Annotated in this window: 16 protein-coding genes and 1 pseudogene; 8 read left to right on the top strand and 9 right to left on the bottom strand. The window is 61.9% G+C overall.

What is annotated here, in order from left to right; translation table 11 throughout:
• The 5 genes and pseudogenes from IFT47_RS21995 to gloB form a co-directional block, all read right to left on the bottom strand.
• Nucleotides 1–1,896: an extracellular solute-binding protein gene (locus IFT47_RS21995; RefSeq protein ID WP_192174100.1), complete on the bottom strand. Its 1,896-nt coding sequence runs from the start codon at nucleotides 1,894–1,896 to the stop codon at nucleotides 1–3.
• Nucleotides 1,893–3,722, bottom strand: a complete 1,830-nt coding sequence (locus IFT47_RS21990) for an extracellular solute-binding protein (RefSeq protein WP_192174099.1) — start codon at nucleotides 3,720–3,722, stop codon at nucleotides 1,893–1,895. Before IFT47_RS21990 ends, IFT47_RS21995 begins: the two co-directional genes overlap by 4 nt.
• A gap of 146 nt (nucleotides 3,723–3,868) precedes the next feature.
• The gene (locus IFT47_RS21985) at nucleotides 3,869–5,305 is read right to left on the bottom strand and encodes a lytic transglycosylase (protein WP_407073254.1); all 1,437 of its coding nucleotides are present in this window, start codon (nucleotides 5,303–5,305) and stop codon (nucleotides 3,869–3,871) included.
• A 68-nt stretch (nucleotides 5,306–5,373) separates the two neighbouring features.
• Nucleotides 5,374–5,482, bottom strand: a pseudogene (locus IFT47_RS28290) (lytic transglycosylase domain-containing protein); the annotation flags it as partial.
• A gap of 99 nt (nucleotides 5,483–5,581) precedes the next feature.
• Nucleotides 5,582–6,361: a hydroxyacylglutathione hydrolase gene (gene gloB / locus IFT47_RS21980; protein WP_192174097.1), complete on the bottom strand. Its 780-nt coding sequence runs from the start codon at nucleotides 6,359–6,361 to the stop codon at nucleotides 5,582–5,584.
• Between the two features lie 99 nt (nucleotides 6,362–6,460).
• Here gloB and IFT47_RS21975 point away from each other — a divergent pair, with 99 nt between their 5' ends.
• The 4 genes from IFT47_RS21975 (at nucleotide 6,461) to IFT47_RS21960 (ending at nucleotide 9,381) form a co-directional block, all read left to right on the top strand.
• Nucleotides 6,461–7,219 carry a class I SAM-dependent methyltransferase gene (locus IFT47_RS21975; RefSeq protein ID WP_065986459.1) on the top strand — a complete coding sequence of 253 codons (759 nt, stop codon included), beginning with the start codon at nucleotides 6,461–6,463 and terminating at the stop codon, nucleotides 7,217–7,219.
• Nucleotides 7,220–7,265: 46 nt separating this feature from the next.
• A complete protein-coding gene (gene rnhA / locus IFT47_RS21970; RefSeq protein WP_192174096.1) occupies nucleotides 7,266–7,718 on the top strand; it encodes a ribonuclease HI in 453 nt (150 codons plus the stop codon).
• A gap of 258 nt (nucleotides 7,719–7,976) precedes the next feature.
• Nucleotides 7,977–8,723, top strand: a complete 747-nt coding sequence (gene dnaQ / locus IFT47_RS21965) for a DNA polymerase III subunit epsilon (RefSeq protein ID WP_192174125.1) — start codon at nucleotides 7,977–7,979, stop codon at nucleotides 8,721–8,723.
• Nucleotides 8,724–8,814: 91 nt separating this feature from the next.
• A complete protein-coding gene (locus IFT47_RS21960; protein WP_192174095.1) occupies nucleotides 8,815–9,381 on the top strand; it encodes a GNAT family N-acetyltransferase in 567 nt (188 codons plus the stop codon).
• An 81-nt stretch (nucleotides 9,382–9,462) separates the two neighbouring features.
• Here the strand turns inward: IFT47_RS21960 and IFT47_RS21955 are convergent, their stop codons facing one another.
• On the bottom strand, nucleotides 9,463–9,675 hold the full coding sequence (locus IFT47_RS21955; RefSeq protein WP_192174094.1) for a hypothetical protein: 213 nt from the start codon (nucleotides 9,673–9,675) through the stop codon (nucleotides 9,463–9,465).
• A gap of 331 nt (nucleotides 9,676–10,006) precedes the next feature.
• Between IFT47_RS21955 and IFT47_RS21950 the strand changes: the two genes are divergently transcribed.
• Together IFT47_RS21950 and IFT47_RS21945 are read left to right on the top strand one after the other, a co-directional pair.
• The gene (locus tag IFT47_RS21950; protein ID WP_192174093.1) at nucleotides 10,007–10,570 is read left to right on the top strand and encodes an NADPH-dependent FMN reductase; all 564 of its coding nucleotides are present in this window, start codon (nucleotides 10,007–10,009) and stop codon (nucleotides 10,568–10,570) included.
• 227 nt (nucleotides 10,571–10,797) lie between these two features.
• Entirely contained in the window at nucleotides 10,798–16,095 is a 5,298-nt protein-coding gene (locus IFT47_RS21945; RefSeq protein WP_192176543.1) for a dermonecrotic toxin domain-containing protein, read from the top strand.
• Nucleotides 16,096–16,152: 57 nt separating this feature from the next.
• Here the strand turns inward: IFT47_RS21945 and IFT47_RS21940 are convergent, their stop codons facing one another.
• The 3 genes from IFT47_RS21940 to egtB form a co-directional block, all read right to left on the bottom strand.
• The gene (locus tag IFT47_RS21940; protein ID WP_192176542.1) at nucleotides 16,153–17,304 is read right to left on the bottom strand and encodes an acyl-CoA dehydrogenase family protein; all 1,152 of its coding nucleotides are present in this window, start codon (nucleotides 17,302–17,304) and stop codon (nucleotides 16,153–16,155) included.
• A gap of 3 nt (nucleotides 17,305–17,307) precedes the next feature.
• Nucleotides 17,308–18,405 carry an enoyl-CoA hydratase/isomerase family protein gene (locus IFT47_RS21935; RefSeq protein ID WP_192174091.1) on the bottom strand — a complete coding sequence of 366 codons (1,098 nt, stop codon included), beginning with the start codon at nucleotides 18,403–18,405 and terminating at the stop codon, nucleotides 17,308–17,310.
• Between the two features lie 358 nt (nucleotides 18,406–18,763).
• Nucleotides 18,764–20,911, bottom strand: coding sequence for an ergothioneine biosynthesis protein EgtB (gene egtB, locus IFT47_RS21930; RefSeq protein ID WP_192174090.1), 2,148 nt, complete (start codon nucleotides 20,909–20,911; stop codon nucleotides 18,764–18,766).
• Between the two features lie 459 nt (nucleotides 20,912–21,370).
• On the opposite strand from egtB, the gene IFT47_RS21925 reads away from it, so the two are divergent.
• Nucleotides 21,371–22,543: an XdhC family protein gene (locus IFT47_RS21925; RefSeq protein ID WP_192174089.1), complete on the top strand. Its 1,173-nt coding sequence runs from the start codon at nucleotides 21,371–21,373 to the stop codon at nucleotides 22,541–22,543.
• A gap of 94 nt (nucleotides 22,544–22,637) precedes the next feature.
• A complete protein-coding gene (locus tag IFT47_RS21920) occupies nucleotides 22,638–24,317 on the top strand; it encodes an MFS transporter (protein WP_192174088.1) in 1,680 nt (559 codons plus the stop codon).
• Nucleotides 24,318–24,384 lie beyond the last annotated feature (67 nt).

Genomic DNA, 24,384 nt, shown 5'->3' with positions numbered 1-24,384 from the left:
TTATTGCTCCGTGCCTTTTGATGACTCGGCGTCGGCCGGCACTTGATCTGGCGCGACTTGCACGGGAATGGCCGGCGTCGCGTCGGGTTTGACCCACCAGGTCACGGTGCCGATGTCGTACAGCGGGGTTTTGCCCGGGTGGCCCAAGTGATCCCAGTACGCCACCCGCCAGGTCTTGATGTGCCAGTTCGGGATCACGTAGTAGCCCCACAGCAGCGCACGGTCGAGGGCGCGAGTGTGGTCGATCAGGCTCTGGCGCGAGTCGGCGTTGATCAAGCCGTTCACCAGCGTGTCGACCGCCGGGTCCTTGAGGCCGATCACGTTGTAGCTGCCCGGTTTGTCGGCGGCGGAGGAGTCCCAGTATTCGCGCTGTTCGTTACCCGGCGAGCTCGATTGCGGGAAACTGCCGACGATCATGTCGTAGTCCCGTGAGCGGCGGCGGGTGATGTACTGGGAGACGTCGACCCGACGGATTTCCAGGTCGATGCCGATGTCAGCCAGGTTGCGTTTGTACGGCAGCAGCACCCGCTCGAATTCGGTCTGGGCGAGCAAAAACTCGATGGTGACGGGCTTGCCTTCGGTGTCGACCATCTTGTCGCCGACGATCTTCCAGCCGGCCTCCTTGAGCAACTGGAACGCCTTGCGCTGTTGCTCGCGGATGATGCCGCTGCCATCGGTGACCGGCAGTTTGAATTCCTCGGTGAACACCGATTCCGGCAGCTTGCCGCGCAGAGGTTCGAGAATCTTCAGCTCGGCAGGCGTCGGCAGGCCTTTGGCGCCCATGTCGGAATTGTCGAAATAGCTTTTGGTACGGGTGTAGCTGCCGAAGAACAGCTGCTTGTTGGTCCACTCGAAGTCGAGCAACAGGCTGAGGGCCTGACGCACGCGCACGTCCTGAAACATCGGTTTGCGCAGATTGAAGATAAAGCCCTGCATGCCCTGGGGGTTGCCGTTGGGAATTTCTTCCTTGATCAGACGGCCCTGTCTGACAGCCGGAACGTCATAGGCCGTCGCCCAGTTCTTCGCCGCCATTTCCTGCCAGTAGTCGAAGGCGCCGGCTTTCAGTGCTTCGAGCGCCACCGTGTTGTCGCGGTAGTAGTCGGTGGACAACCGGTCGAAGTTGTAGAAGCCCTTGTTGATCGGCAGGTCCTTGCCCCAGTAATCCTTGACCCGCTCGTAGCGCACCGAGCGCCCGGCCTTGACCTCGACCACCTTGTACGGCCCGCTGCCCAGCGGAATTTCCAGGTTGCCCTTGCTGAAGTCGCGGGTAGCCCACCAATGTTTTGGCAGTACCGGCAACTGGCCGAGGATCAGCGGCAGTTCGCGGTTATCGTTGTGCTTAAACTTGAACAGCACCGTGGTCGGGTTTTCGGCGACGGCCTGATCAACGTCCGCGTAATAGCTGCGGTACAGCGGCGAGCCGTCCTTGATCAGGGTCTCGAAGCTGAACACCACGTCTTCGGCGCGAACCGGATGGCCGTCGTTGAATTTCGCTTCGGGGCGTAGATAGAAACGCACCCAGCTGTTGTCCGGGGCCTTTTCGATCTTGCCGGCAATCAGGCCGTATTCGGTGAACGGCTCGTCCAGGCCCTGGCGGGCGAGGGTGTCGTAGATCAGGCCGATGTCGTCGGCAGGCACGCCCTTGCTGATGAATGGGTTGAGGCTGTCGAAGCCGCCAAAACCGGCGCTGCGCAGAATCCCGCCTTTGGGCGCGTCCGGGTTCACGTAATCGAAATGCTTGAAGTCCGCCGGGTATTTCGGCGCTTCGTTGTACAGGGTGATGGCGTGTTGCGGGGCCGCGTGGGCTGCACCGGTCACGCCCAGCAGCAGCGGGGCCAGCACGAACGGACTCAGAAACAGGCCGCCGGCGCGGGTCAGGGAGCGCAGGGCAGTCATTGGGTTTTCTCCGAAGGCTTGAGCCACCACGCACGCAGGCCCAGGGTGTAGGGCGGGGTGGTGACCATGGCGAACCGGTTGCGGTACGCCAGACGATGATTATTGAGGTACCAGTTGGGGATCATGTAGTGCTGCCACAGCAACACGCGATCCAGGGCGCGGGTGGCCGCCACCTGGTCATCCCGGGTTTTTGCCGCCAGCAACTGGTTGAGCAGGTTGTCGACCACCGGGTTGGCAACCCCCGCGTAATTTTTGCTGCCTTTGATGTTGGCCTGGCTGGAATGGAAATACTGCCATTGCTCCAGCCCCGGACTGAGGGTCTGGTTCAGGGTCATCAGAATCATGTCGAAATCGAACTGGTCCAGCCGCTGTTTGTATTGGGCGCGGTCGACGGTGCGCAGGTGCGCGTCGACGCCGATCCGCGTGAGGTCTTCGATGTAAGGCTGCAGGATTCGTTCTAGGTTGGGATTGACCAGAAGTATTTCGAAACGCAACGGCTGCCCTGCGCTGTTGGTCAAGCCGCGCTCGGTGAATGTCCAGCCCGCGTCGGCCAGCAGCCCCAGCGCCTTGCGAATGGAATCCCGGGGCACGCCGCCGCCGTCGGTTTTCGACACTTCGAAGGGCTGGGTGAACAGCCTGGTCGGCAACTGCTCGCGGTAGGGCGCGAGCATGAGGAATTCGCGGCCGGCGGGCAGTCCGCTGGAAGTGAATTCGCTGTTGGGGTAGTAGCTCGTCGAGCGCATGTAGGCGTCGTTGAACAGCGTGCGGTTGGTCCACTCGAAGTTGAACATCAGCCCCAGGGCTTCGCGCACGCGGATGTCGGCGAACGCGCCGCGACGGGTGTTCATGAACAGCCCTTGGGTCTGGGTGGGGATCTGGTGCGGGATTTGCGCCTTGATCACCTTGCCCTCGGTCACCGCCGGGAAGTCATAACCGGTGAGCCAGTTCTTCGCCTGATGCTCGATGTAGATGTCGAACTCACCGGCCTTGAACGCTTCGAACGCCACGTCGGCGTCGCGGTAGAACTCCACCTCGACGCGGTTGAAGTTGTACTTGCCGCGATTGACCGGCAGGTCCTTGCCCCAGTAATCCTTCACGCGTTCAAACACCAGACTGCGCCCCGGCCGCACCTGGGTGATGCGATAGGGGCCGCTGCCCAACGGAGGCTCGAAGGAGGTGGCCTTGAAGTCGCGGTTCTTCCAGTAATGCTGCGGCAGAACCGGCAGCTCGCCGAGGCGCAGAATCAGTAATGGATTGCCGGAGCGCTTGAACACGAAACGAATGCGATGGCGGTTGAGGATGTCCACCCGCTGCACTTCCTGCAACGCGGTGCGGTACTGCGGATGACCGTCCTTCAGCAGCGTTCTGTAGGAAAACGCCACGTCGTAGGCGGTAATTGGCTTGCCGTCGTGAAAGCGCGCTTCGGGGCGCAGGTTGAAAACGACCCAGCTGCGGTCGTCGCTGTATTCGACGGTTTTGGCGATCAGGCCATAACTGGAGGTCGGTTCATCACCGGAGGGGTCGTATTGGCCGGTGCCGACCATCAGCGGTTCGTTCAGCTCGCTGACGCCATACTGGCCGAAGTTGGGCGTCGAAATCGGGCTGCTGCCCTTGAAGGTGTAGGGGTTGAGGGTATCGAACGTGCCGTTGGCCATGATTCGCAGGGTGCCAGCCTTCGGCGCCTCAGGATTGACCCAGTCGAAATGCGTGAAGCTGGCAGGGTACTTGAGGACGCCGAATTGTGCGTAACCATGGCTTTCGCTGATGGTCGCGGCGGCTGTCGTGCTCAAGACCAGGCTGAAAGTCAGCAGCAGGTGACGTATCAAGTCGGCGGTCGATCCAGGCAGCGGTCGGTCACAGTAACAGCTTGTATCGGCTGGAAAAAGGGTGGTGCGGGCGGCTGGAGGGTGCCGACATGGGCGAGAGCCTGGGGGAGCGCGCTGGCTCCCACCAGAGCGCGGCGGGCGCTAGATCAATGGGGCAAATAAACCGTCAACGTCTGCCCTGGCTTGAGCGCCTGGCCGCTGCGCGGATTCCAGCGCTTGAGGTGCTGCATTTCGACGTTGAAGCGCTTGGCGACGAGGTACATCGAATCGCCTTTCTGAATCTTGTACTGCATCGACTTCTTGCCGGCGTCCTCGCCCCTGGCGCTGCTGTCGGCCTTGGCCACGGCACGGGAGCTGGCTTTCGCCGGTTTGCTGTTGTCCTGCATGACCAGCGTCTGGCCGACCTTAAGGTTCTGGCCGGACAGCTTGTTCCAGTGCTGCAAATCCTTGACGTCGACCTTATTGATACGCGCGATCTGCACCAGGTTGTCGCCCTTTTTCACCCTGTAGCTGCGGGTGCGCGCGGGCTTCTCGTCCACCTCGGCGACTTCCTCAAACACCGGCATCGCGTACTGCATGCCCGGTTGCACCGGAATCGTCAGCGCCTGGCCGCGTTTTACCTGGTTGCCGGACAGCTTGTTGATGTCCTTGAGGGTGCTGGTCGAGACCTTGTAGCGGCTGGCGATGCTGGCCAGGCTGTCGCCCGAGCGTACGCGGTATTGCTGCCAGTCGACCAGCTCTTCGGGCTTCATGTTCGACAGGTTCGCCGTCAGCAATTGGGATTTCGACGTCGGCACCAGCAAGTGCTGAGGGCCGTCGATGGTCAGGCGCTTCTTGAACGCAGGGTTGAGCTGGACCAGCTCGTCTTCGTCGATGTTCGCCATGGCGGCGACTTTCGACAGGTCCATGCGCTGATTCAGCTCGACCACCTGGAAGTACGGCTTGTTGTCGATCGGGTTGAGGTTGACGCCATAGGCGTCCGGCGACATGACCACCTGGGAGAGCGCCAGCAGTTTCGGCACGTAGTCGCGGGTTTCCTGCGGCAGCGGCAGGTTCCAGTAATCGGTGGGCAGGTTGAGCTTTTCGTTGCGTTCAATGGCGCGGCTGACTGTGCCTTCGCCGGCGTTATAGGCTGCCAGTGCCAGCAGCCAGTCGCCGTTGAACATGTCGTGCAGCTTGGTCAGGTAATCCAGCGCTGCCGTGGTGGACGCCGTGATGTCGCGGCGGCCATCGTAGAAATTGGTCTGGCGCAGGTTGAAGTAGCGGCCGGTGGACGGAATGAACTGCCAGATCCCCGCCGCATCGCTGCGCGACAAGGCCATCGGGTTGTACGCGCTCTCGATCACCGGCAGCAGCGCCAGCTCGAGGGGCATGTTGCGCTCTTCCAGTCGCTCGACGATGTAGTGCATGTACAAGCTGCCGCGGTTCCCGGCCGTTTCGAGAAACGACGGGTTGTTCGCGTACCAGAGGCGTTGCTGATCGATGCGCGGGTTGAGGTCGTTGCCGTCTTGCAGCTGGAAACCCTGACGCATGCGCTCCCAGACATCATGGGGCGGGGCCAGCGGCACGGGTTTGCGCGCGATATAAACAGGTTTCGGTTTGGTGCTGGCGACGGGGTGAGCGGCGCTGGCGCCGCTGCCGGATTCCAGGCCGCCGGTGCTCTGGCAGCCTGCCAGTGTCGCGCTCGCGACCACCGCGATTGCCTGGGCCAACCGAGTCAATGTGTCGGAATTGAAGGTTTTACGTATAGATGACGACATTGGCTGGGGGATAGTTCCAGGCGAAAATGTCGGGCGATTCTAGAAAGTGGCTGCTGAACGGTCAACCTTTCAGAATTTCCGTGCTGATTCGCCGCCTGTTTAGAACTTATCTTTCCATGCCCGCAGCACCGCAAAGACCTCTGTGGGCGTTGCGTTGTGGGTTCCGCTCCGTTCGTCTGCTTTTTGTTTCACGGAGATGACGGAGGCTCGCAGAAACGGATTGGTCTTGCGCTCGAGCGCCAGCGTCGACGGCACGCTGATGCGATTTTGCGCACGCCATTGCGTCACTTGCTCGAAGCGTTCCACTACGTCGGCATTCTCCGGCTCGACCGCGACGGCAAAGCGCAGATTGCTCAGTGTGTATTCGTGGGCGCAGTAGACAAGGGTGCTGTCGGGCAGCTCGGCGAGCCGGCTCAGGGAGTGATGCATCTGCTGCGGGGTGCCTTCGAACAACCGCCCGCAACCCGCCGCGAACAGCGTGTCGCCGCAGAACAGCAGCGGCTGTTGCGCGTCGGCGTGGTAAAAGGCGATGTGGCCCAGGGTGTGGCCGGGGACTGCATGGACGGCAAATGTCAGGCCGAGTACGGTGAGCTGGTCGTTGTCGGACAGGGCCACGTCCCGCGCCGGAATGTTCTCATTGACCGGGCCGTAGACCTTGGCGCCGGTGAGCGTTTTAAGTTGCGCGACGCCGCCGGTGTGGTCCGCGTGGTGATGGGTGATGAGAATGTCGGTCAGGCGCCAGTCCGGGTTGCGTTCCAGCCAGGCAATGACGGGGGCAGCATCACCCGGGTCAACCACGGCGCAGCGCTTGACGGCATTGTCTTGTAACAACCAGATGTAGTTATCGCTGAAAGCGGGCAGGGCATCGACCTGTATCATGGCGCGGTTCGCTTGGCTGGAAACATAGAGAAGCATCTTAGGGTCTGAACAGACTCGAGGCGAGTCTCTATCGCAATGACCCTCTCATGGAGACCGGAAATGACCGATGAAGCGTTCGCCCAGGCCGATCCTGAATGGCTTGAGCTGATCAGCGCCGCCCGCGACTGGCTGTCCGGGCCCTTGGGGCAGTTGTTGCTGGAAGAAGAAAGCCGCGTGCTGGAGCAAGAGCTCGAACGTTTTTTTGGCGGCTATCTGGTGCATTACGGCCCGTCGGCACAAACGCCGCCAGCGGCGAAACAAGTTCAGCGCAATGTGCGGCTGGGCGCGCCGTTGCCGGGCGTTGAAATTGTCTGCGAAGAGCAGGCCTGGCCGTTGAGCGAACACGCCGCGGATGTGGTGGTCATGCAGCATGGCCTGGATTTCTGCCTGTCGCCCCACGGCCTGTTGCGCGAAGCCGCCAGCAGCGTGCGTCCCGGCGGGCACTTGGTGATCGTCGGGATCAATCCCTGGAGCACCTGGGGCATTCGTCATTTCTTTGCCAACGATGCCTTGCGCAGGGCCCGCTGCATCTCGCCTTCACGGGTCGGCGACTGGCTCAACCTGCTGGGCTTCGCGCTGGAGAAACGCCGCTTCGGGTGCTATCGTCCGCCGCTCGCTTCGCCCAAGTGGCAGGCCCGTCTGGCCGGACTCGAACGTCTCGGCGATGGCTGGCAAAGTCCCGGCGGCGGCTTCTATCTATTGATCGCGCGCAAGATGAGTGTCGGATTGCGGCCTGTGCGCATGCCGCGTCGCGAGCCGATGGGCAAACTGCTGCCGTTGCCCATGGCCAAGGTCAATCGGCGCACGCCCGAGCCTTGATTGTCCGGCCGGCGCCACGCTTTCTCAATTTTCTGGAAACATCGTAATGAGCGATACCGTAGAACTCTTCACCGATGGCGCCTGCAAGGGCAACCCGGGCCCTGGCGGCTGGGGTGCGTTGCTGGTGTGCAAAGGCGTTGAAAAAGAACTCTGGGGCGGTGAAGCCAACACCACCAATAACCGTATGGAGCTGCTCGGCGCCATTCGCGGGCTCGAAGAGCTGAAGCGGCCGTGTGAAGTGATCCTGGTGACCGACTCGCAGTACGTGATGAAAGGCATCACCGAGTGGATGACCAACTGGAAGAAGCGCGGCTGGAAGACAGCGGCGAAGGAACCGGTTAAAAACGCCGATCTGTGGAAGCAGCTGGACGAGCAGGTCAGCCGGCACAACGTGAGCTGGAAGTGGGTGCGCGGGCATATCGGCCATCCCGGCAACGAACGCGCCGACCAGTTGGCGAACCGTGGGGTGGATGAAGTGCGCGGTATCAAGCACGGCTGATGGCTGAGTCCTGCGCGGGATCTCCGTCGTCCAGATGCTGCGCGGTCGTGGAGCAAACACGGACCCTGTGGGAGTGAGCTTGCTCACGAATGCGGCATTCCGGCTGCTAGAGATTGAGTGGAGGCACTGACCTCTTCGCGAGCAAGCTCACTCCCACACTGGCAGGTGCGGTCTGGCAAGGCCGCCCACATCCCAAAACCCCCATGCTAATATCCGCGCCTGAAGCTGAGGCGGTAGGCAATGACTGTACAAAACATCATCACTGAACGAAGGGTTGTCCTCGATACCGAGACCACCGGTATGCCCGTCACCGATGGCCATCGGGTCATCGAAATCGGCTGCGTCGAGCTGGTTGGCCGGCGTCTGACCGGGCGGCATTTCCACGTTTACCTGCAACCGGACCGGGAGAGTGACGAGGGCGCCATCGGCGTTCACGGCATCACCGACCAGTTCCTGATCGGCAAACCGCGTTTTGCCGAAGTCGCCGACGAATTCTTCGAGTTCATCAAAGGCGCTCAGCTGATCATCCACAACGCGGCGTTCGACGTCGGCTTTCTGAACAACGAATTCGCCCTGATCGGCCAGCACGATCGCGCCAACCTCAGCAGCTACTGCACCATCCTCGACACGTTGGCCATGGCCCGCGAGCGGCATCCGGGCCAGCGCAATAGCCTCGACGCCCTGTGCAAACGCTACGACGTCGACAACTCCGGCCGCGAACTGCACGGCGCCTTGCTCGACTCCGAGATTCTCGCGGAAGTCTATCTGGCGATGACCGGTGGCCAGACGACCCTGTCGCTGGCCGGCAACAACGATGGAGAGGGCGGCGCTGATCGTCCTTCCGAGATCCGCCGGATCGCCAACCGCACGCCGGGCCGCATCATCGTCGCCAGCGAGGCCGAGCTGGCGGAGCACGAAGCGCGTCTGGCCGTGATCGCCAAATCCGCCGGTGCCCCGGCCCTGTGGACTCAGTTGCTCGAGGCGCAGACTCAGGCCGAAGCCTGACGATGGCAGCGGCGTTCAAGGCCCTGCTTGCGCCAGGCAGCGGCCTTGAGAGAAGGTGATGTCGATCCGGTAATGGTGCAGGAGGCCCATGGTGAACACGTCCAGCCCGACTTTCAGCATTCGTGTCGCTGACGAGTGCTTCGAGGATTACATCCTCAACAGCGAATTCACGTTCACCGTTACCGGTTATGCCCGGGTGCAGATCGGCGAGCCCGTGGCGCAGTGGCCCGTCGAACCTGTCGAGCCCTACCTGAAAAACTACGGTATCGATTCCGAAGAGTTCTGCCATTATCGGGACGCCGCCGACAGCACTGTGCTGGTGGCCTGGCTCGATGAACAGCCGGTCGGGCATGTGGTGGTCAGCCAGCACTGGAACGGTTTCGCCCACATCGATGAGCTGGCAGTCGACAACGGCGCGCGGCGCAATGGCGTGGCGCAAAAGCTGCTGGACGTGGCGCAGTTCTGGAGCCGCAAGCGTGGTCTGCCGGGCATTACCCTGGAAACCCAGAACAATAATCTGGCGGCGTGTCGGTTATATGAGCGCTACGGATTTGTGGTCGGCGGGGTGGATCATCTGCGTTATCGCGCGATAGATCCGGGTACGCAAGAGGCGGCGATTTTCTGGTATCTGCTGTTCGACGGGCCTGTCGTCGATTGAAGCTGCAAGCCCGTATGGCCTGACTCGTGGCCGCGCGACGTGAGCGGCCTGTGTGTAAGGAGCCGGGCTTGCAGCAGCGCCTCAGCGCTCTCTTGTCAGTACGACCTTGCTTTGAATCAACTCGAATTCCTCTCCGCTCAAGTGCTTGACGCGGTCGCCAATGGCCAGGCGATAAGTTGAAACGGGCTCCTTGCCATCAGCCTCATCAGGCTGTGATTCACGGAATTCATGCACCGAGTAAACGCGTCCCTCCGCGTCCCGCGCATGAAATTGCCCAACTAGAACTGAAGCCATTTGCTTTGTAACCTCTGGAAATAACTGCTCGTTTTCGCTCGCATCCTAACACCGCGAGTGAATAAACCGTGTCCGCTTGTAAGGTAATTCCCAAATTTCTATCAGGACCTTATTCGCCTAAGGCAGTCAGACCGCGGTTTTCAGGGGGAGTTTTCGGCGCCCGGAAAAATAGTCGCGAGCGCAGGTTGCGCGCCCCGCGCGACGCACATGCGCCGATAACCCACGCTACAGCATCGAACCCTTCGATGATTAGCAACGGAAAAACAACACAGAATTGCGCACATGTTTCATCTATAACTGTTATCTCCTCCAACAGCAGAAGGTCCGTTTCATGAGCCAGGTTCATTCGATTGCAGTCATCGTCGGCAGCTTGAGGAAAGATTCCATCAACCGCAAAGTGGCCCGTGCACTGGCCGAACTGGCGCCGCCAAGCCTGAAACTGAGCATCGTCGAAATTGGCGACCTGCCGCTCTATAACGAAGACATCGACCATGATTCGCCGCCCGCGGCTTACACCGCATTTCGTGAAGCCTTGCAGGGTGCCGACGGCTTCCTGTTCGTCACCCCGGAATACAACCGCTCGGTGCCGGGCGCGCTGAAGAACGCCATTGACGTTGGCTCGCGTCCCTACGGCAAAAGCGCCTGGGGCAGTGCGAAACCGGCAGCGGTGGTCAGTGCGTCGCCGGGTGCAATCGGTGGCTTTGGCGCCAACCAGCATTTGCGCCAGTGCTTCGTGTTCCTTGACGTGCTGTGCATGCAGCAGCCGGAAGCGTACCTGGGCAACGCGGGCACCTTCTTTGACGAACAGGGCAAGCTGAACGAGAAAACCCGTCCGTTCCTGCAGAACATCATCGACGCCTTCGCCGGTCACGTTGAGCGCACGTCGAAAGCCTGATCGGCTGGATTGTCTTCCGATGAAAGGGCCTGCACGCCACTCAACGTGCAGGCCTTTCGCATTCATGGCCGGACGTCGCCGCGTCTTCGCCATTCAATCCTGAATTTCCCTCCCCGTGTACAGCGTTATGTACCGCAGTTGCGGTGGATTTCTTCCCTACGCTCCCAGCCTTTCCTGCCCCTGCCTGGCCGATGCCAGCCGCGGGCGTTTGTGCTCAAGGAGCTGCAATGCCTACCGTTACCACCACGTACTTCAACAGCGCGTCACTGCGACAGCGCTTTCTCGACGAAGTCGACCGCGCCGTTGCTGCCGGCGTGCTCCGCTCATCTGAACAGACCTGGCTTAAACGCGCGGCAGGCGCGATGGCCGCCGATGATCCCGATCCGGTCAGGGTCGATCGGTTGCTGCTCAATGACGGCCTGCCTACTTCGCTGGAACTCAGTGCTGCGCTGATGTTCAGCCACGGCCAGACCAGCGACCCACGGATATTTCTGTTCACGCTGGCGTCCGGCGTCGAGGCCTTCGACGGTCGCCAGCAGTTGCTGGAGGCATTGCTCGGCCGGTTTGCAAACAACGACCCTTCGGCGGCGTTCGAGTACGAGAAAATCGACGACAACGTTTTTCAGGCCCAGATGCAGGCCATCGTCGAATATCAGGCAAATTCGGTCAGGCAGTTCACCGAGCGACTGAAGCTGACGCCAGACTTGGTCGGCGCTGTCACCTCCGCGTTGGCCCTGCAACTGCGTCGGCTCTTGCCGGATCAGCAGATTGATCCGGCGAGGCACCTCATGCGGATGGTGCAACCGGCTTTCGGTGCCGGCGACGAGCTTGTGCTGATGACCCAGACCCTGTCTCAAACGGCGTTTGAAGCGTTTTGCCATGCCGAGCAGGCGCCGGGCGTGACGCCGCAATTCCTGGATGCACAGGGCCGAGTGGTGAGCGAACGCGACGCACAATTGTTCGCTCAGGCCATAACCGACACGATGTCTGCGCTGCCGGACCAATTCGCCTGGCTGCTGCGTGATTACTGGAGCCAGCAACGCGGGACCGGTTCCTGCCGCGACGTGGCGGTCCAGGTCTACGCGACCAGCCTGTGCCATGAACTCTACCGTTACGGCCACGAGGGTAATCTCAGTCGGCAGGAGCACGAAATGCTGAGGCCGTTGCTCATGTCCGGACCGCACTACATTTCGTCGGAAGCTCAGCTGCGCTGCAGACGTCTTGTGCTGCACGTGGCCGACGGAACAGCCACACAACTGGCCGGTACACTGGTGTTCGATTTCTCCCCGGCCGAGCTGCCGCTGCTGTGGTTTACCCCGGAGCACGGCCTGCGCCGATTTGCCAACCTGACAGCGCTGAGTGCTTTTTGCTCGACCCCGGAAGGGCGCGAGATGTTGCGCCCAACACTGGCGCTGGCGGACCAGCCGCTGTTGCTGCGTGAAGGTCATTTGACCCTTACGCTGGATAGCATCGACGGGCCCTTGTTCCGCGAACGGGTGGACTCCGTCCTTGCGCTCCAGCTGCGTAACCTGCAGTACGTGACGGGGTTGTCGGCTGAGCCCGTGAAGGTCTCAGCGATGTATGACGATGCGCTGGACGTGCGTTACCTGATCGACCCGCGTCAGATGCATTTCACGGCGGGGCGCTGGCGGCACGATCAGCCGATGGACTTCGCTGCCGTCTGGTGCAGCAGCGCCAACGATGACCTGATTCAGGTCGTCCCGGCGCCAGAGCCTGAGAGCGGCGTCTTTGAAACCTCCGCCTCCGGACCTTCCCGGCCCACTGCGCTACAGCCGTCGCCCCCGTCGTGGCTGGAGAGAACCCAGGTATCCGATGCCAGTGCGGCCCACCTGCGCCAGTTGGACAACTTTCTGGTCAGCTACGCCGAGCAGGCACTGCAATGCTATCTATGCGCGGCTTCGGCACGCGGCCTGCGCGCGAGTGAGATACGGGTGCGCTGGCTGGAATCGCTGCCGGTTGCCGCCTCCGATGTCGAGCCGAGTTCTGTCGCCATCAGTGAGTCCTTGCGCGCCACGTCAATGGATCTGGTGGCGCTGTTGCTTGAGCGCGTCAGTGGGCACCGTCCTGATCCCCTCTCGCACACGGCGCAGGTGCTGCTCACTTCTCAAGCTGCAGGGGCGCACCTTGATGTCGAACTGATTAACGTCATGCTCGAGCGCGTTGCTTCGGACTTCGTCGAGCGCTACCTCGACCGATTTGGACGATCGCGCACGGCCCTTGCGCGTCTGGGCGACAGGCAGCTGCAACCGGTTGCCATGGCGTTGGTGCTCAGGGAAGACGCGTTGCGCCTGGACCTGGCGCTGAGGCAGCGAATGGAGGTGGTCCCGAGCGAGGCGGCGCACATGGTCATGCAAGTGCTCAACGCGCCTGTCCGTGCGCAGAGATCAGAATCGGGCCTGTCGATGACCGAGGTGTTTTCGCTGTCGGTGGTATATGGATCCGGCGCCGAGGCCACCCTCAGCGATTCAATGGTGCTCTGGCAACCGCGGCGGACCGGTGCAGGTTTGATGTTCTGGAGCAGCGTGCAGGGCTGGGAGCATTTCGAATCCGTGCAGGCATTGACCGACAAACTAGGCAGTCGATTGCGCAGCGTGCACAGCGAGCGCTGGTTGGCTCTGGTGGGGGAGCGCGACCGTACGCTGTTGCGCAACCACCTGCGGGCGCAACCGGCGGAGCAGGTCCGCTTTGATTTCAGTCGCTGCAATGGCCATGCGATCGAGGCGTTGCAACAGACTGTGTTTAACCGCCAGTTACAGAACCTCCAGCAACTGTGCGCCCGTGCCCGGCGGTGTCGTTTTGAAGCCGGGCTGTTCACTCGCGTTGCCCGCGCCACCGAACTGGATGCGCAATTGGTCGACATGCTCGACGCTCTGGCGGTCCGAATCGACAACACATTGTTTGAAGAGCTGTTGCCGGACTGGTTCAAGTCTGCATCGGCCAGCGACATTCGTGCGTATAACGAGATATGGCGTCGTTTTTTTCTCGCCAGCGAAGGTGACGAGGATTTTCTCTTTGACCTCCCGACGCTGACTGAATACGCGCGCAGCAGGTTGTTCGATCAGCTGCGCAAGGATTTCCCCGAGCGCGATCTGGACCCTGACCAGATCACCGTTACCCAGCGTCGTTATGTCGCCGCGCCATCCGGCGTTGGGCAGATCCCGTCAGCGATTCCCGCCGCCACCCTTGAGCACAGTGAGTCTCTCACTGATTACGCCATCAATCGCTTCGTTGATTTTCCAGAAGCGGCGTTGAGTATCCACTCCGCCGAATACCCCGATATCGGCCGCCTGATGACCCCGGACTATGTGCGCAGGACTGCCCGTGGGCTGGACGTCGGCGCAGGGTTCCGAACCCTGTTGCGGCAGACGTTGACTCCAGCGGACGTCAACTGGGGAAAGCGCAACACGCTGTTTGTCAATCAACTGCCACCGATGATGCAGGCGGTGGCAATGCAGCAGAAGCTGCAAGGAAAGCTGAGTCCCCGAGCCTGCGAATTCATCTCGCAGGTGGTTGAAATGCCCGACGGTATTGCCCGCGAACCGTTGGACGGTGAGCGCACGATCATCAGTACCCTGCGGCTGGTCGCCGATGAGGGAATGACGCCCGATGCTGTCAAGGGCGTTTACCTGATCTGTGCCGAGCACCCTGACAGCGGCCCGGTGATTTTGCACGCGGTGTTCCACCCGGATTTAGTCTTCCGCGAGTACGCCAGCCTGTCTGCGCTGCTGGCCGATCTGCGCAGTGACGCAACGCTGCAACACCTGGTGCTCGAGCGACTGGACCCGGAGGTGCGCAAGCGATATGAGCACGGCGGGTTCATCGAGCCTCATCTGCCGTTCTTTGACCAGGGGCCGGGCGATGTGCCCACTCACACACCGGGGCCGGTCACGGTTTCGCTGGCTGAAGAAAAAGGCAACTCGCTGCAGTTCATGTTCACCGACACCGTGAGCCTGCTGGTGGACATTGGCGCGTCCGATACGGTCACCACCGAAGAGGCCGATCAGGCGTCGCGCAAGTTTTTGGCTTCGCTGGGGTTGGAGCAGGCGCTGAGCATTGTGCCCGGCAAGTTCGCCGCCATGGTCGCGTTTTGGCAGAGCCATACGCTGTTTCGTGCATCGGCTGCGTCGGCGGCCGGGCGTCACTGGGGCGAGGCTATTTCCGAATTTTCTGCCGCGTTGGGCGTGATGGTGACGGCCAGGGAACAGGCCGAGAAGGACGAGCTGATCGGGGGCGATCTGGTCACGGACGAGGAGTTGACGCCGCCAGAGTTTTCCTGGGGCGGCGTCACACTCACCGCCGAGCAACTGAAGCGTTTGCAGGCGCTGGAAGCCCGAAACATCTCGCTGAAAGACCTGCGTCGCGATGAATTGCTGAGTCTGTTTATGGACCCCGCCAACGGAAAGGCCTATGCGGCGGTCGCCGGACGGGTCTATGAGGTGCGCCGCCAGGCCAAGGATGGCAGATGGATGATCATTGGCGCTGACCGCACACTCGGCCCGCGCCTCAGGCTGGATGACAATCAGCGCTGGCAGTTGGACATCGAGTCCGGTCTGAAGGGCGGGGGCGGCGCAATGACCAAGCTGCGCACACACGCGGCGGACGTCAGCGCCGATGACGTGTTGCTCATCGAAGCCAGTGGCATGCCCGAGATACGCAAGTTTTTTCGGGAACGCGCGCAGCATATCGGCGAGGCTCATCTGCAGGCCAAACGCTACCTTGAAAACGCTCTGGATAACCTGAACGTGCATGAGCCTGGGACTCCACTGCACCCGCGCGTCTCGCAGATCATCAGTGATTTTTTCGGTGTCAGTACGCCCGATCACGAGTTGCTGGTTGATACCGAACGCGCGATCAAGACGCTGTTCGATGAGGTCATGGATGCGTCGTTGTCGCCTTACTCATCGCCCCGGTTTGTGGTGGGCACCAACCGCGCGGGCCACGCAGCCACCATGGGCTTTGTGATCAAAAGAGACCCGAAAAAGCGCGTGTTCCTGACTGACCGGTATTTCGATGCGCCGCAGTTTCCGCTCACGCCCGAGGCGGCCACCCAAGGCTTCGATTGCCCGGCCCATTACCGCGCCGCGACGCTGATCCACGAACTCTCGCACCTGGCGCTCGATACCCACGACATTGCCTATCTGGAAAGCACGGCACCGTATCCGGACCTGTTGCAGGAAAACAACGCCAACAACATCAAGCTGAAAGCGGATATCCAGCTCATGCAAACCCATGGCCTGTCGCATCTGAGCGCAAGAGATGAGCTGTTTTTGCATTTGAAGGAGGGCGAATGGCGTGATTTCGATGAGGAAGAGGGCTTCGAGCATGATGCAATCCTGAAGCTCACCCGCAGCAAAACCATGGATGAAGCCCGTGAGGCGTTTCTCGGCGATGCACGCAAACGCAGTCGAGTTCTCCTGGCCAATGCCGATTCGGTGACCCTGCTTGTCCTCCAGTTGGGAAGACGCAGCTTTGTCGCGCCAAGCCCCGCGCCGGGCGGGCGCTGAGTGACAGACGCCGAGCCCTGAGGGGCTCGCGGTTTCTGGGGGGGAGGGGCGTGACCCTTACAGCGCGTAGTGCCGCAGCTCGCGGGCGATCAGCAAACGCTGGATTTCGCTGGAGCCTTCGTAGATCTGGGTGATCCGCGCGTCCCGGTAGTATTTCTCCACCGGATAATCCTCCAGATAGCCATAGCCGCCGTGGATTTGTATCGCTTTGGAGCAGACCCACTCGGCCATTTCCGAGGCGAACAGCTTGGCCTGGGACGCTTCGGACAGACAGGGTTTGCCGGCCGTTCTCAACCGCGCGGCGTGCAGGACCAAGAGGCGAGAAGCATTGATGCGGGTGTGCATGTCGGCCAGCAGATTGGCGATGCTCTGGTGCTCGATGATCGGCTTGTCGAACTGCACGCGGTCACGGGCGTAACCCAGTGCCGCTTCGAATGCCGCGCGAGCGATGCCCAGGGCCTGGGCAGCGATGCCGATGCGTCCGCCTTCCAGGTTTGAAAGGGCGATGGACAGTCCTTTGCCCCGTTCACCCAACAGGTTTTCCGCCGGAATCCGGCAATCGCTCAGGGTCACGGCGCAGGTGTCGGAGGCGCGGATGCCCATCTTGTGTTCCATCCGGTCGACGCGATAACCGGGGTTGTCGGTGGGCACCAGAAACGCTGACAGGCCGCGCTTGCCCAGGTCCGGGTCGGTGACGGCGAAGACAATTGCCAGCTGCGCGCGCTTGCCGTTGCTGACGAACTGCTTGGCGCCGTTGAGCACCCATTCGCCGTCTTTCAATTCGGCACGGGTGCGCAGGTTGTGGGCTTCGGAGCCGGCCTGGGGTTCGGTCAGGCAGAAGCAGCCGATGGCCTTTCCGCTGGCGAGCTTTTCCAGCCACTGTTGTTTCTGCCCGTCGCTGCCGTAGTTGAGCACCGGCCCGCAGCCCACTGAACTGTGCACGCTCATCAGCGTACCGGTGGCGCCGTCGGCGGCGGAGATTTCTTCGACCGCCAGCGCGTAGGCGACGTAGTCGATGTAGCTGCCGCCCCATTCATCCGGAACGATCATGCCGAGCAGGCCCAGTTCGCCCATCTTCGCCACCAGCGCGTCGTCGATCCAGCCGGCTTGTTCCCAGGCCTGAGCATGGGGCGCGATTTCATTGCGCGCGAAGTCCCGCGCCATGTCGCGGATCATCACTTGCTCTTCGGTCAGTTCAAGATCTTGCATAGGTCACCCCTCATGACCGCTGAAGAAGCTTGCCACGTGCTCGGCATCCAATGCCTGCACGCTGGAAGGGCTCCAGTGCGGTTTCTTGTCTTTGTCGACGATCAAGGCACGAACGCCTTCGATCAAGTCACCCCGTTCAAACCACTGGCGGTCCAGATGCAGCTCCAGGGCGAAACAACGCTCCAGCGGCAGATGCCGGCCGCGGCGCAGCAGCTCCAGAGTGACCGCCATCGCCAGCGGTGAACGGGTTTGCATCAGATGCGCCGTGTCGAGGGCCCAGGCATGGGTGTCGTAGACGCTGACTTCTAGCAATTGTTCGATGATGCTCGGGACGTCCGGCAGGCCGAAGAAATGATCGATGGCCGGGCGCAGTTTTGCCAGCGGCGGCGCAGGCAAGTGCTGCACGCCGAGTTTCGCCAGCGCGCCCTGCAAATCCTTGAGCGGGGTCAGGCTCCACTTCAGGTTATTGAGCTGCAGATCGAGGTCATTGAGGCGTTCGCTGTTGAGGTACCAGTCCGCCATCCCGCAATACAGCGCATCGGCGGCCTGGATCTGCACGCCCGTAACGCCCAGATAAATCCCCAACTCGCCGGGCACACGGGGCAGAAAGTAGCTGCCGCCCACGTCAGGGAAATAACCGATCGCCACTTCCGGCATCGCCAGACGGCTGCGCTCAGTGACCACGCGAAGGTCCGCGCCCTGGGCCAGGCCCATTCCACCGCCGAGCACGAAGCCGTCCATCAAGGCGACGACGGGTTTGCGGTAATGATGAAGGGTGAGGTCCAGCGCGTATTCTTCGACGAAGAAATCCAGGTGCTCGGTCCGACCGGCCTGAAAGCTGTCGTACAGCGAGCGGATGTCGCCGCCGGCGCAGAAGGCCTTTTCGCCGGCACCGCGCAGGACCACGGCGTAAACGTTGTCATCCTTTGCCCAGGCGTCGAGCTGGTACTGCAGCTGCCGGACCATGTGCAGGTCGATGGCATTGAGGCCCTGGGGGCGGTTGAGGGTGAGGTGACCAATGTGATTGCGTACGTCGGACAGAACGCTCGCGCAGGCGGATTGCTGCGCCGCGTATTCGGCAGGTATGACCTGAGCCGTCATCGCTGACTCCCTGTTGATTATTGTTGTACTCAATCCCCGGCTGTACCGCCGGGGTCCGTGAGGGTGCTAACGGATGCTACCAGCGCCATTTTGCAAATGACAATGAAGTTTCCGGCAGGGATGAGCACATCAGCGCTGTCACGCCTGCAAGCTGAACAACGCCATCGCTGGCTGACCACCGACTTGTGGGAGCGAGCTTGCTCGCGAAGAGGCCCTTACACCCGATATATCTTTAGCGCCTGAGATGCCGCCTTCGTGAGCAAGCTCACTCCCACGGGGTCCGCGTCTGCTGCGCCATCTGTGGTAGCCGAGCCACATTGGGAAATCCTGGAAGTTGGAGGATTTCCGTTGCCCCCTGTCACGCCTGCAAGCTGAACAACGCCGTTTGTGGCGCGTCGCTGATCCAGCATTCGCTGACGGTCCAGCCCGCACGCGCGGCCAGTTCGGTGAACGATTCAACCGTGAATTTGTGGGAGTTCTCGGTGTGCAGGCGTTCCCCGGCGGCGAAGCGGAAGGTGTGTCCGGCGACCGTGACGCTTTGCTGTTTGCGGCTGACCAGGTGCATTTCCATGCAGGCCTGTTCGGCGTTCCACACGGCCAGATGATCGAAGGCAGACACGTCGAAGTCGGCGTGCAGCTCGCGATTGATGCGGGTCAGCAGGTTCTTGTTGAACTGCGCGGTCACGCCGTCGGCGTCGTCGTAAGCGGCCACCAGCGTCTGCTCATCCTTGACCAGATCGACACCGACGATGAAGTGGGCGTTTTCCCCCAGCACATCGTGGGCGCTGTGGAGGAAATCAACGGCCTGCTCGTGGCTGAAGTTGCCGATGGTGGAACCCGGAAAGAAACCCACGCGGGTGTGGCCGTCGGCTTCTTCAGGCAGGGTGAGCACCCGGGTGAAGTCGTCGACTTGTGGCGCGACGATCAGCGCCGGGTAACGCTGGCGCAATGACCGCGCGGCCTTGTTCAGTGCTGTCGCACTGATGTCGATCGGCACGTACACCGCGATGTGCGGCGCGGCATCCAGCACCAGACGGGTCTTCTCGCTGGCGCCACTGCCAAATTCCACCAGTGCTGCGCCCGCCGGAATGGTCGCAGCGATCTCGCCGGCGATGCGTTTCAGCAACCCGGTTTCGGCGCGCGTCGGGTAGTACTCAGGCGTTTCGCAGATGGCTTCGAACAGGTCGGAACCCGCAGCGTCATAGAAATACTTGGGCGACAGGGTTTTCTGAGCGGCGCCGAGACCGGCCACCACGTCGCGGGCGAATTCGCTGTCGTTCGGGTCAACCACGCCGGGTTGACGGCTATCCCGGGCCAGGCGCAGGCCCGAGACCATCCAGCGTTTGTCGGCGTGGAAAAAGTTGCGGTAGGTCAGGCGGCAATGATCGGGCGACGTGACGCTGGCACCGCCGCGCAGAACCATCTGATTGACCATGAACTTGCCGTTGTACTCACCGACTGCGCCCACTGAGGGCTTGAAGCCGGGGTAGGCGCTGTAGGCACTTTGCGTCCACTGCCAGGCGACGTCGTCCACTTGCTCCAGCAAACCGGCGCGGGCTGCGGCTTCCCATTCGGCTTCGGTGGGCAGGCGCGCATCGGCCCACTGAGCAAAGGCGGCGGCTTCGTAGTAACTGATGTGCGTGACCGGCGCCGAAGGGTCGATCGACTCAAGGCCGCGCAGGCTCATGCGCTTCCAGCCGTTCTCGTCGTGCTGCCAGTACATGGGTGAATTCCAGCCGTTTTCCTGCACAAGGGTCCAGCCTTCGGACAGCCACAAGGCAGCGGTGTGATAGCCGCCGTCAGCAATAAAGCTCAGCCACTCGCCGTTGGTCACCAGCCGGTCGCTGATTTCGAAGGACTGCAGATAGGTGGTGTGGCGCGGGCCTTCGTTGTCGAACGAAAAGCCGTCGCCGTCGTGGCCGATTTCGGTCAGGCCGGCGCTCAGCGGCTTGAAATGACCGCGACGGCCCGACAGGTCTTTCGGCCAGCGCGGGCTGTAGGCCGGTTTCAGCGACGACAGGCTGAACAAATGAAGGATGTCCATCAGCAGCAGTTCCTGATGCTGCTCTTCGTGGGCCAGGCCGAGTTCGATCAGGCTGGTCATCTCGTCGCTGAGCGGCGTCATCAGCAGCGTCGTCATGTTTTCGTCGACGTGCCTGCGATAGGCCAGGACCTGATCGACGCTCGGCCGGGTCATCAGGCCGCGCTGCGGACGCGGATGACGCGGGCCGACAGCTTCGTAATAAGAGTTGAACAGGTAGCCGAACGTCGGATCGAACGCTTCGTAGGCCGGCAGGTTCGGCGCCAGCAGAAAGGTTTCGAAGAACCATGTGGTGTGCGCCATGTGCCATTTGGCCGGGCTGGCATCGGGCATCGACTGCACCACCATGTCCTCGGCGCTCAAGGGCTCGACCAGAAATTCGGTACGGTCGCGCACGCTCTGAAAGCGCTGGCACAGGGTGTGGGTGGAGGATGTTTCGCGAAGCTGGCGTAATTGGCGCGTCATCAGGTGCTCTCCGGCGTAGCCGATGCCCGGTGGACCCGGTGGAGTGATTCCACGCAGCCAGGCGGTACGGCGATTCAGGGTTTGAGGCGTGCGTTGTGCGGAATGTTCAACCGAAATATCCAAATGAAGGACGGCCACTTCCCACGAGTACGTTGATGCCTTGGATCATCAGCGTTTTGCATGGATTTAACGGCACGCACCGAGTGTAGTCCCGGCACGGGCTGATTCGCGCAGTCGGTGACCGATGGCCAATCTGCGCGCCGTCTGCGGTAACCTGCTGGCCATTCGCTGCAAGTGCACTGCGCACAACACGTGTTTCGCGGGCAAAAGCTGAACCTGCGCGGCGACTCACAGTCTGCACAACAGCACTTGCGTCACAGATAGCAGTGGCTTTTCAGGGTATGTGTCAGGTGACAAATGAATCACGCCAGATGAATGAACCGGTTTTTGGGGACGCGCATGAATGATCTATCCAGTCTGCTGGGGGCGCTTGATGAAGCGCAGACCGGGCAGCAGGAAGTGGTGATCGCCACGGTGGTCAAGGTCGAGGGTTCGGCTTACCGACGCCCGGGTGCGCGGATGGTGATCGCGCCGATGGGCGAGGCGACCGGCACCGTCAGCGGCGGCTGCCTCGAAAGCGACGTCAGCAAAAAGGCCTGGTGGCTGACCGCCAATGGCAAGCCGTCCCTGCGCACGTACAGCACCGGCGAGGACGACGACGAACTCGAAGACGCCGAACTCAGCTTCGGCCTGGGCTGCAACGGTACGGTGCACATCCTCTTCGAACGGATAGATCCCCAGGCGGCAAGTCTGGTGGCTGACGTGTTGCGCGAGGTCAAGGCCAGCGGTGTTGGCGCTGCGCTGGCGACGGTGATCGGCACACAAAGCGAACGTCATACGGCGCTGGGCGAGCGGGTGGCGATTCGTTCATCCGGGCAGGTGCAAATCGACATGCGTGAGCGCTGGCTGGCGACGGCGGTGGCCGAGGACCTGAGAACGGTGCTCGCTGCCCGCCGCTCCGCCACCCGTACCTACGACAGCGCGGACGGCGCCGTTGAAGTGCTGCTGGAGTACATCGCAGCGCCGCGCCGGCTGGTGATCTTCGGTGCCGGGCATGACGCGATGCCCTTGGTCAGCATGGCGCGGCTGCAGGGCTGGCACATCACGGTGATCGATGCGCGCTCGCATTTCGCCCGTCCTCAGCGTTTTCCGGAGGCCGATCAGGTGCTGTCGGCGCCGCTGCAGCCAATGCCCGAACTCCACGCGATGGTCGCCGACGCTGCCGTGGTGGTGATGACCCACAGCCTGAGCCAGGACCGCCACTGGCTGGGGCAGGTTCTCGAGTCAACGCCGCGCTACATCGGCCAGCTCGGGCCACGCAGCCGCACCGAGCGTTTGCTCGACGAACTGCCGGATCAGGCCCGTGAAGCCGCTGCGCAGGCCAGCCTGCATTACCCGGTCGGGCTGGACCTGGGCGGTGACGCGCCCCACAGCGTGGCGTTGTCGATCCTCGCCGAGATCAACGCGGTGTTCAACGGCCGCAGCGGCGGGATGCTCAAGCACCGGCAGGCGAGCATTCATGCGGTGGATGTCACACTGGAGCAGGCGCGGGAGCTGAGAATGATTAGCTGAGCATGATCAGCTAGCCTTCACAGGCGGCCGCTTTCATAGCGGCTGGCCCCATCGCTTTTCAGTGGCTCGGCACGGCATTCATCAGGTCCGCTCAATGAACGACAAGTACAGACCCCACGACTGGGCTCCCCACGAGCGACCGACGTTGCCGGGCTCGCCGTCGACGCCCTTGCACGCAACGCCCAAGCGCTGGGCCTATGCCATCGTCGGGGTGATCGTGGCGTTGACCGGCGGGCTGGGCAACGCGCTGGTGGTCGCCAACCTTCAATATCTGCAAGGCTCGCTGGGCGCTACCCAGGCCGAGATCGCCTGGCTGCCCGCCGCGTATGTCATGACCAACGTGTCGATGAACCTGCTGCTGGTGAAGTTTCGCCAGCAGTTTGGTCTGCGCGCGTTCACCGAAGTATTTCTGGTGCTGTACGCGCTGGTCACCTTCGCGCACCTGTTCGTCAACGACATCGAATCGGCCATCGCGGTTCGCGCTGCCCACGGCATGGTCGGCGCGGCACTGAGTTCGCTGGGCCTGTACTACATGATTCAGGCCTTCCCGCAGAAGTGGCGCATGAAAGCCTTGGTGCTGGGCCTCGGCACCGCTCAACTGGCCACGCCGCTGGCGCGACTGGTTTCCGAAGACCTGCTGCAGATTGCCGAATGGCGCGGGCTTTACCTGTTCGAACTGGGCATGTGCCTGCTGTCCCTGGGTTGCGTGCTGATTCTGAAACTGCCCCCAGGCGACCGCTTCAAAGCCTTCGAGAAACTCGACTTCCTGACCTTCGCCTTGCTCGCTTCAGGCTTCGCTGCGCTCTGTGCGGCGTTGTCGCTGGGGCGGATTGAATGGTGGCTTGAAGAGCCCTGGATCGGCATCGCCCTGGCGTCGTCCATCGTGCTGATCCTTGCCGGGCTGTGTATCGAGCACAATCGCACCCGACCGTTGTTGATCACCCGCTGGCTGGGCAGTGGCCGGATGATCCGCTTCGCCTTCGGCGTGCTGCTGACGCGGATCGTGCTGTCGGAGCAATCCACCGGCGCGGTCGGTTTTCTTCAGGGGATGAATCAGGGCACCGAGCAGCTGCACACGCTGTACCTGTTCATGCTGTTGGGCAGCGTCGCGGGCCTGGCGGTCAGCGCGCTGACGATTGATCCGCAGCACCTGTTCAAGCCGCTGATCATCTCCCTAGCGCTGATGGCGATCGGTTCGAGCATGGACAGCTTTTCCACCAGCCTCACCCGTGAACCGCAGATGTATTTCAGCCAGTTTTTGCTGGCGTTCGGCGGCACCTTCTTTCTAGGGCCAACCCTGGTGCTGGGGATCAGCGGGGTGATCAGCAACCCGCGCAACATGGTCAGTTTTTCGGTGATGTTCGGGATCACCCAGAACGTCGGCAGCCTGATCGGCTCGGCGCTGCTGGGCACCTTTCAGGTCTGGCGCGAGAAATTTCATTCGGCGCACATCGTCGAGCACGTCACGCTGATCGACGCTCAGGTGCAATCGCGCCTGCAAAGCGCGAGCGGTGCGTATATTTCGGCCATCGCCGACCCGGCCGCGCGTACCAGCCTGGGCATTCGCTCGCTGGCAACCGCCGCCACCCGTGAGGCCAATACCCTGGCCTACAACGACGTATTTATGCTGATCGCAGTCATCGCGGTGCTGACCATGATCTGGATCACCAGCCGCGCCACCTGGCTGTGGATCACCACCGAGCCGGTCGCGCCGTTTACGCCGGCCACACCTGCGGCATCTCCCTTAACACCTTCTGGCGCTCAACCTTCATGACAGAACCTGGCAAACCTTCTGGCACCCCTCCAAACAGCGCTTCAGGCGGCTCTTCTGGCAATGCGGC

It is taken from the genome of Pseudomonas sp. CFBP 13711 (assembly GCF_014842265.1).
Taxonomy (GTDB): Bacteria; Pseudomonadota; Gammaproteobacteria; order Pseudomonadales; family Pseudomonadaceae; genus Aquipseudomonas.
Note: the sequence above shows the minus strand (reverse complement) of the source record. Positions and strands in the feature narration are given on the sequence as shown.

Excerpts from the sequence above, each read along its gene's own strand:
- IFT47_RS21945 (WP_192176543.1), top strand. The coding sequence starts at position 10,798 with ATGCCTACCGTTACCACCACGTACTTCAACAGCGCGTCACTGCGACAG.
- gloB (WP_192174097.1), bottom strand. The coding sequence starts at position 6,361 with ATGATACAGGTCGATGCCCTGCCCGCTTTCAGCGATAACTACATCTGG.
- IFT47_RS21940 (WP_192176542.1), bottom strand. The coding sequence starts at position 17,304 with ATGCAAGATCTTGAACTGACCGAAGAGCAAGTGATGATCCGCGACATG.
- IFT47_RS21975 (WP_065986459.1), top strand. The coding sequence starts at position 6,461 with ATGACCGATGAAGCGTTCGCCCAGGCCGATCCTGAATGGCTTGAGCTG.
- IFT47_RS21920 (WP_192174088.1), top strand. The coding sequence starts at position 22,638 with ATGAACGACAAGTACAGACCCCACGACTGGGCTCCCCACGAGCGACCG.
- IFT47_RS21925 (WP_192174089.1), top strand. The coding sequence starts at position 21,371 with ATGAATGATCTATCCAGTCTGCTGGGGGCGCTTGATGAAGCGCAGACC.
- rnhA (WP_192174096.1), top strand. The coding sequence starts at position 7,266 with ATGAGCGATACCGTAGAACTCTTCACCGATGGCGCCTGCAAGGGCAAC.
- IFT47_RS21955 (WP_192174094.1), bottom strand. The coding sequence starts at position 9,675 with ATGGCTTCAGTTCTAGTTGGGCAATTTCATGCGCGGGACGCGGAGGGA.
- IFT47_RS21950 (WP_192174093.1), top strand. The coding sequence starts at position 10,007 with ATGAGCCAGGTTCATTCGATTGCAGTCATCGTCGGCAGCTTGAGGAAA.
- IFT47_RS21995 (WP_192174100.1), bottom strand. The coding sequence starts at position 1,896 with ATGACTGCCCTGCGCTCCCTGACCCGCGCCGGCGGCCTGTTTCTGAGT.
- egtB (WP_192174090.1), bottom strand. The coding sequence starts at position 20,911 with ATGACGCGCCAATTACGCCAGCTTCGCGAAACATCCTCCACCCACACC.
- IFT47_RS21935 (WP_192174091.1), bottom strand. The coding sequence starts at position 18,405 with ATGACGGCTCAGGTCATACCTGCCGAATACGCGGCGCAGCAATCCGCC.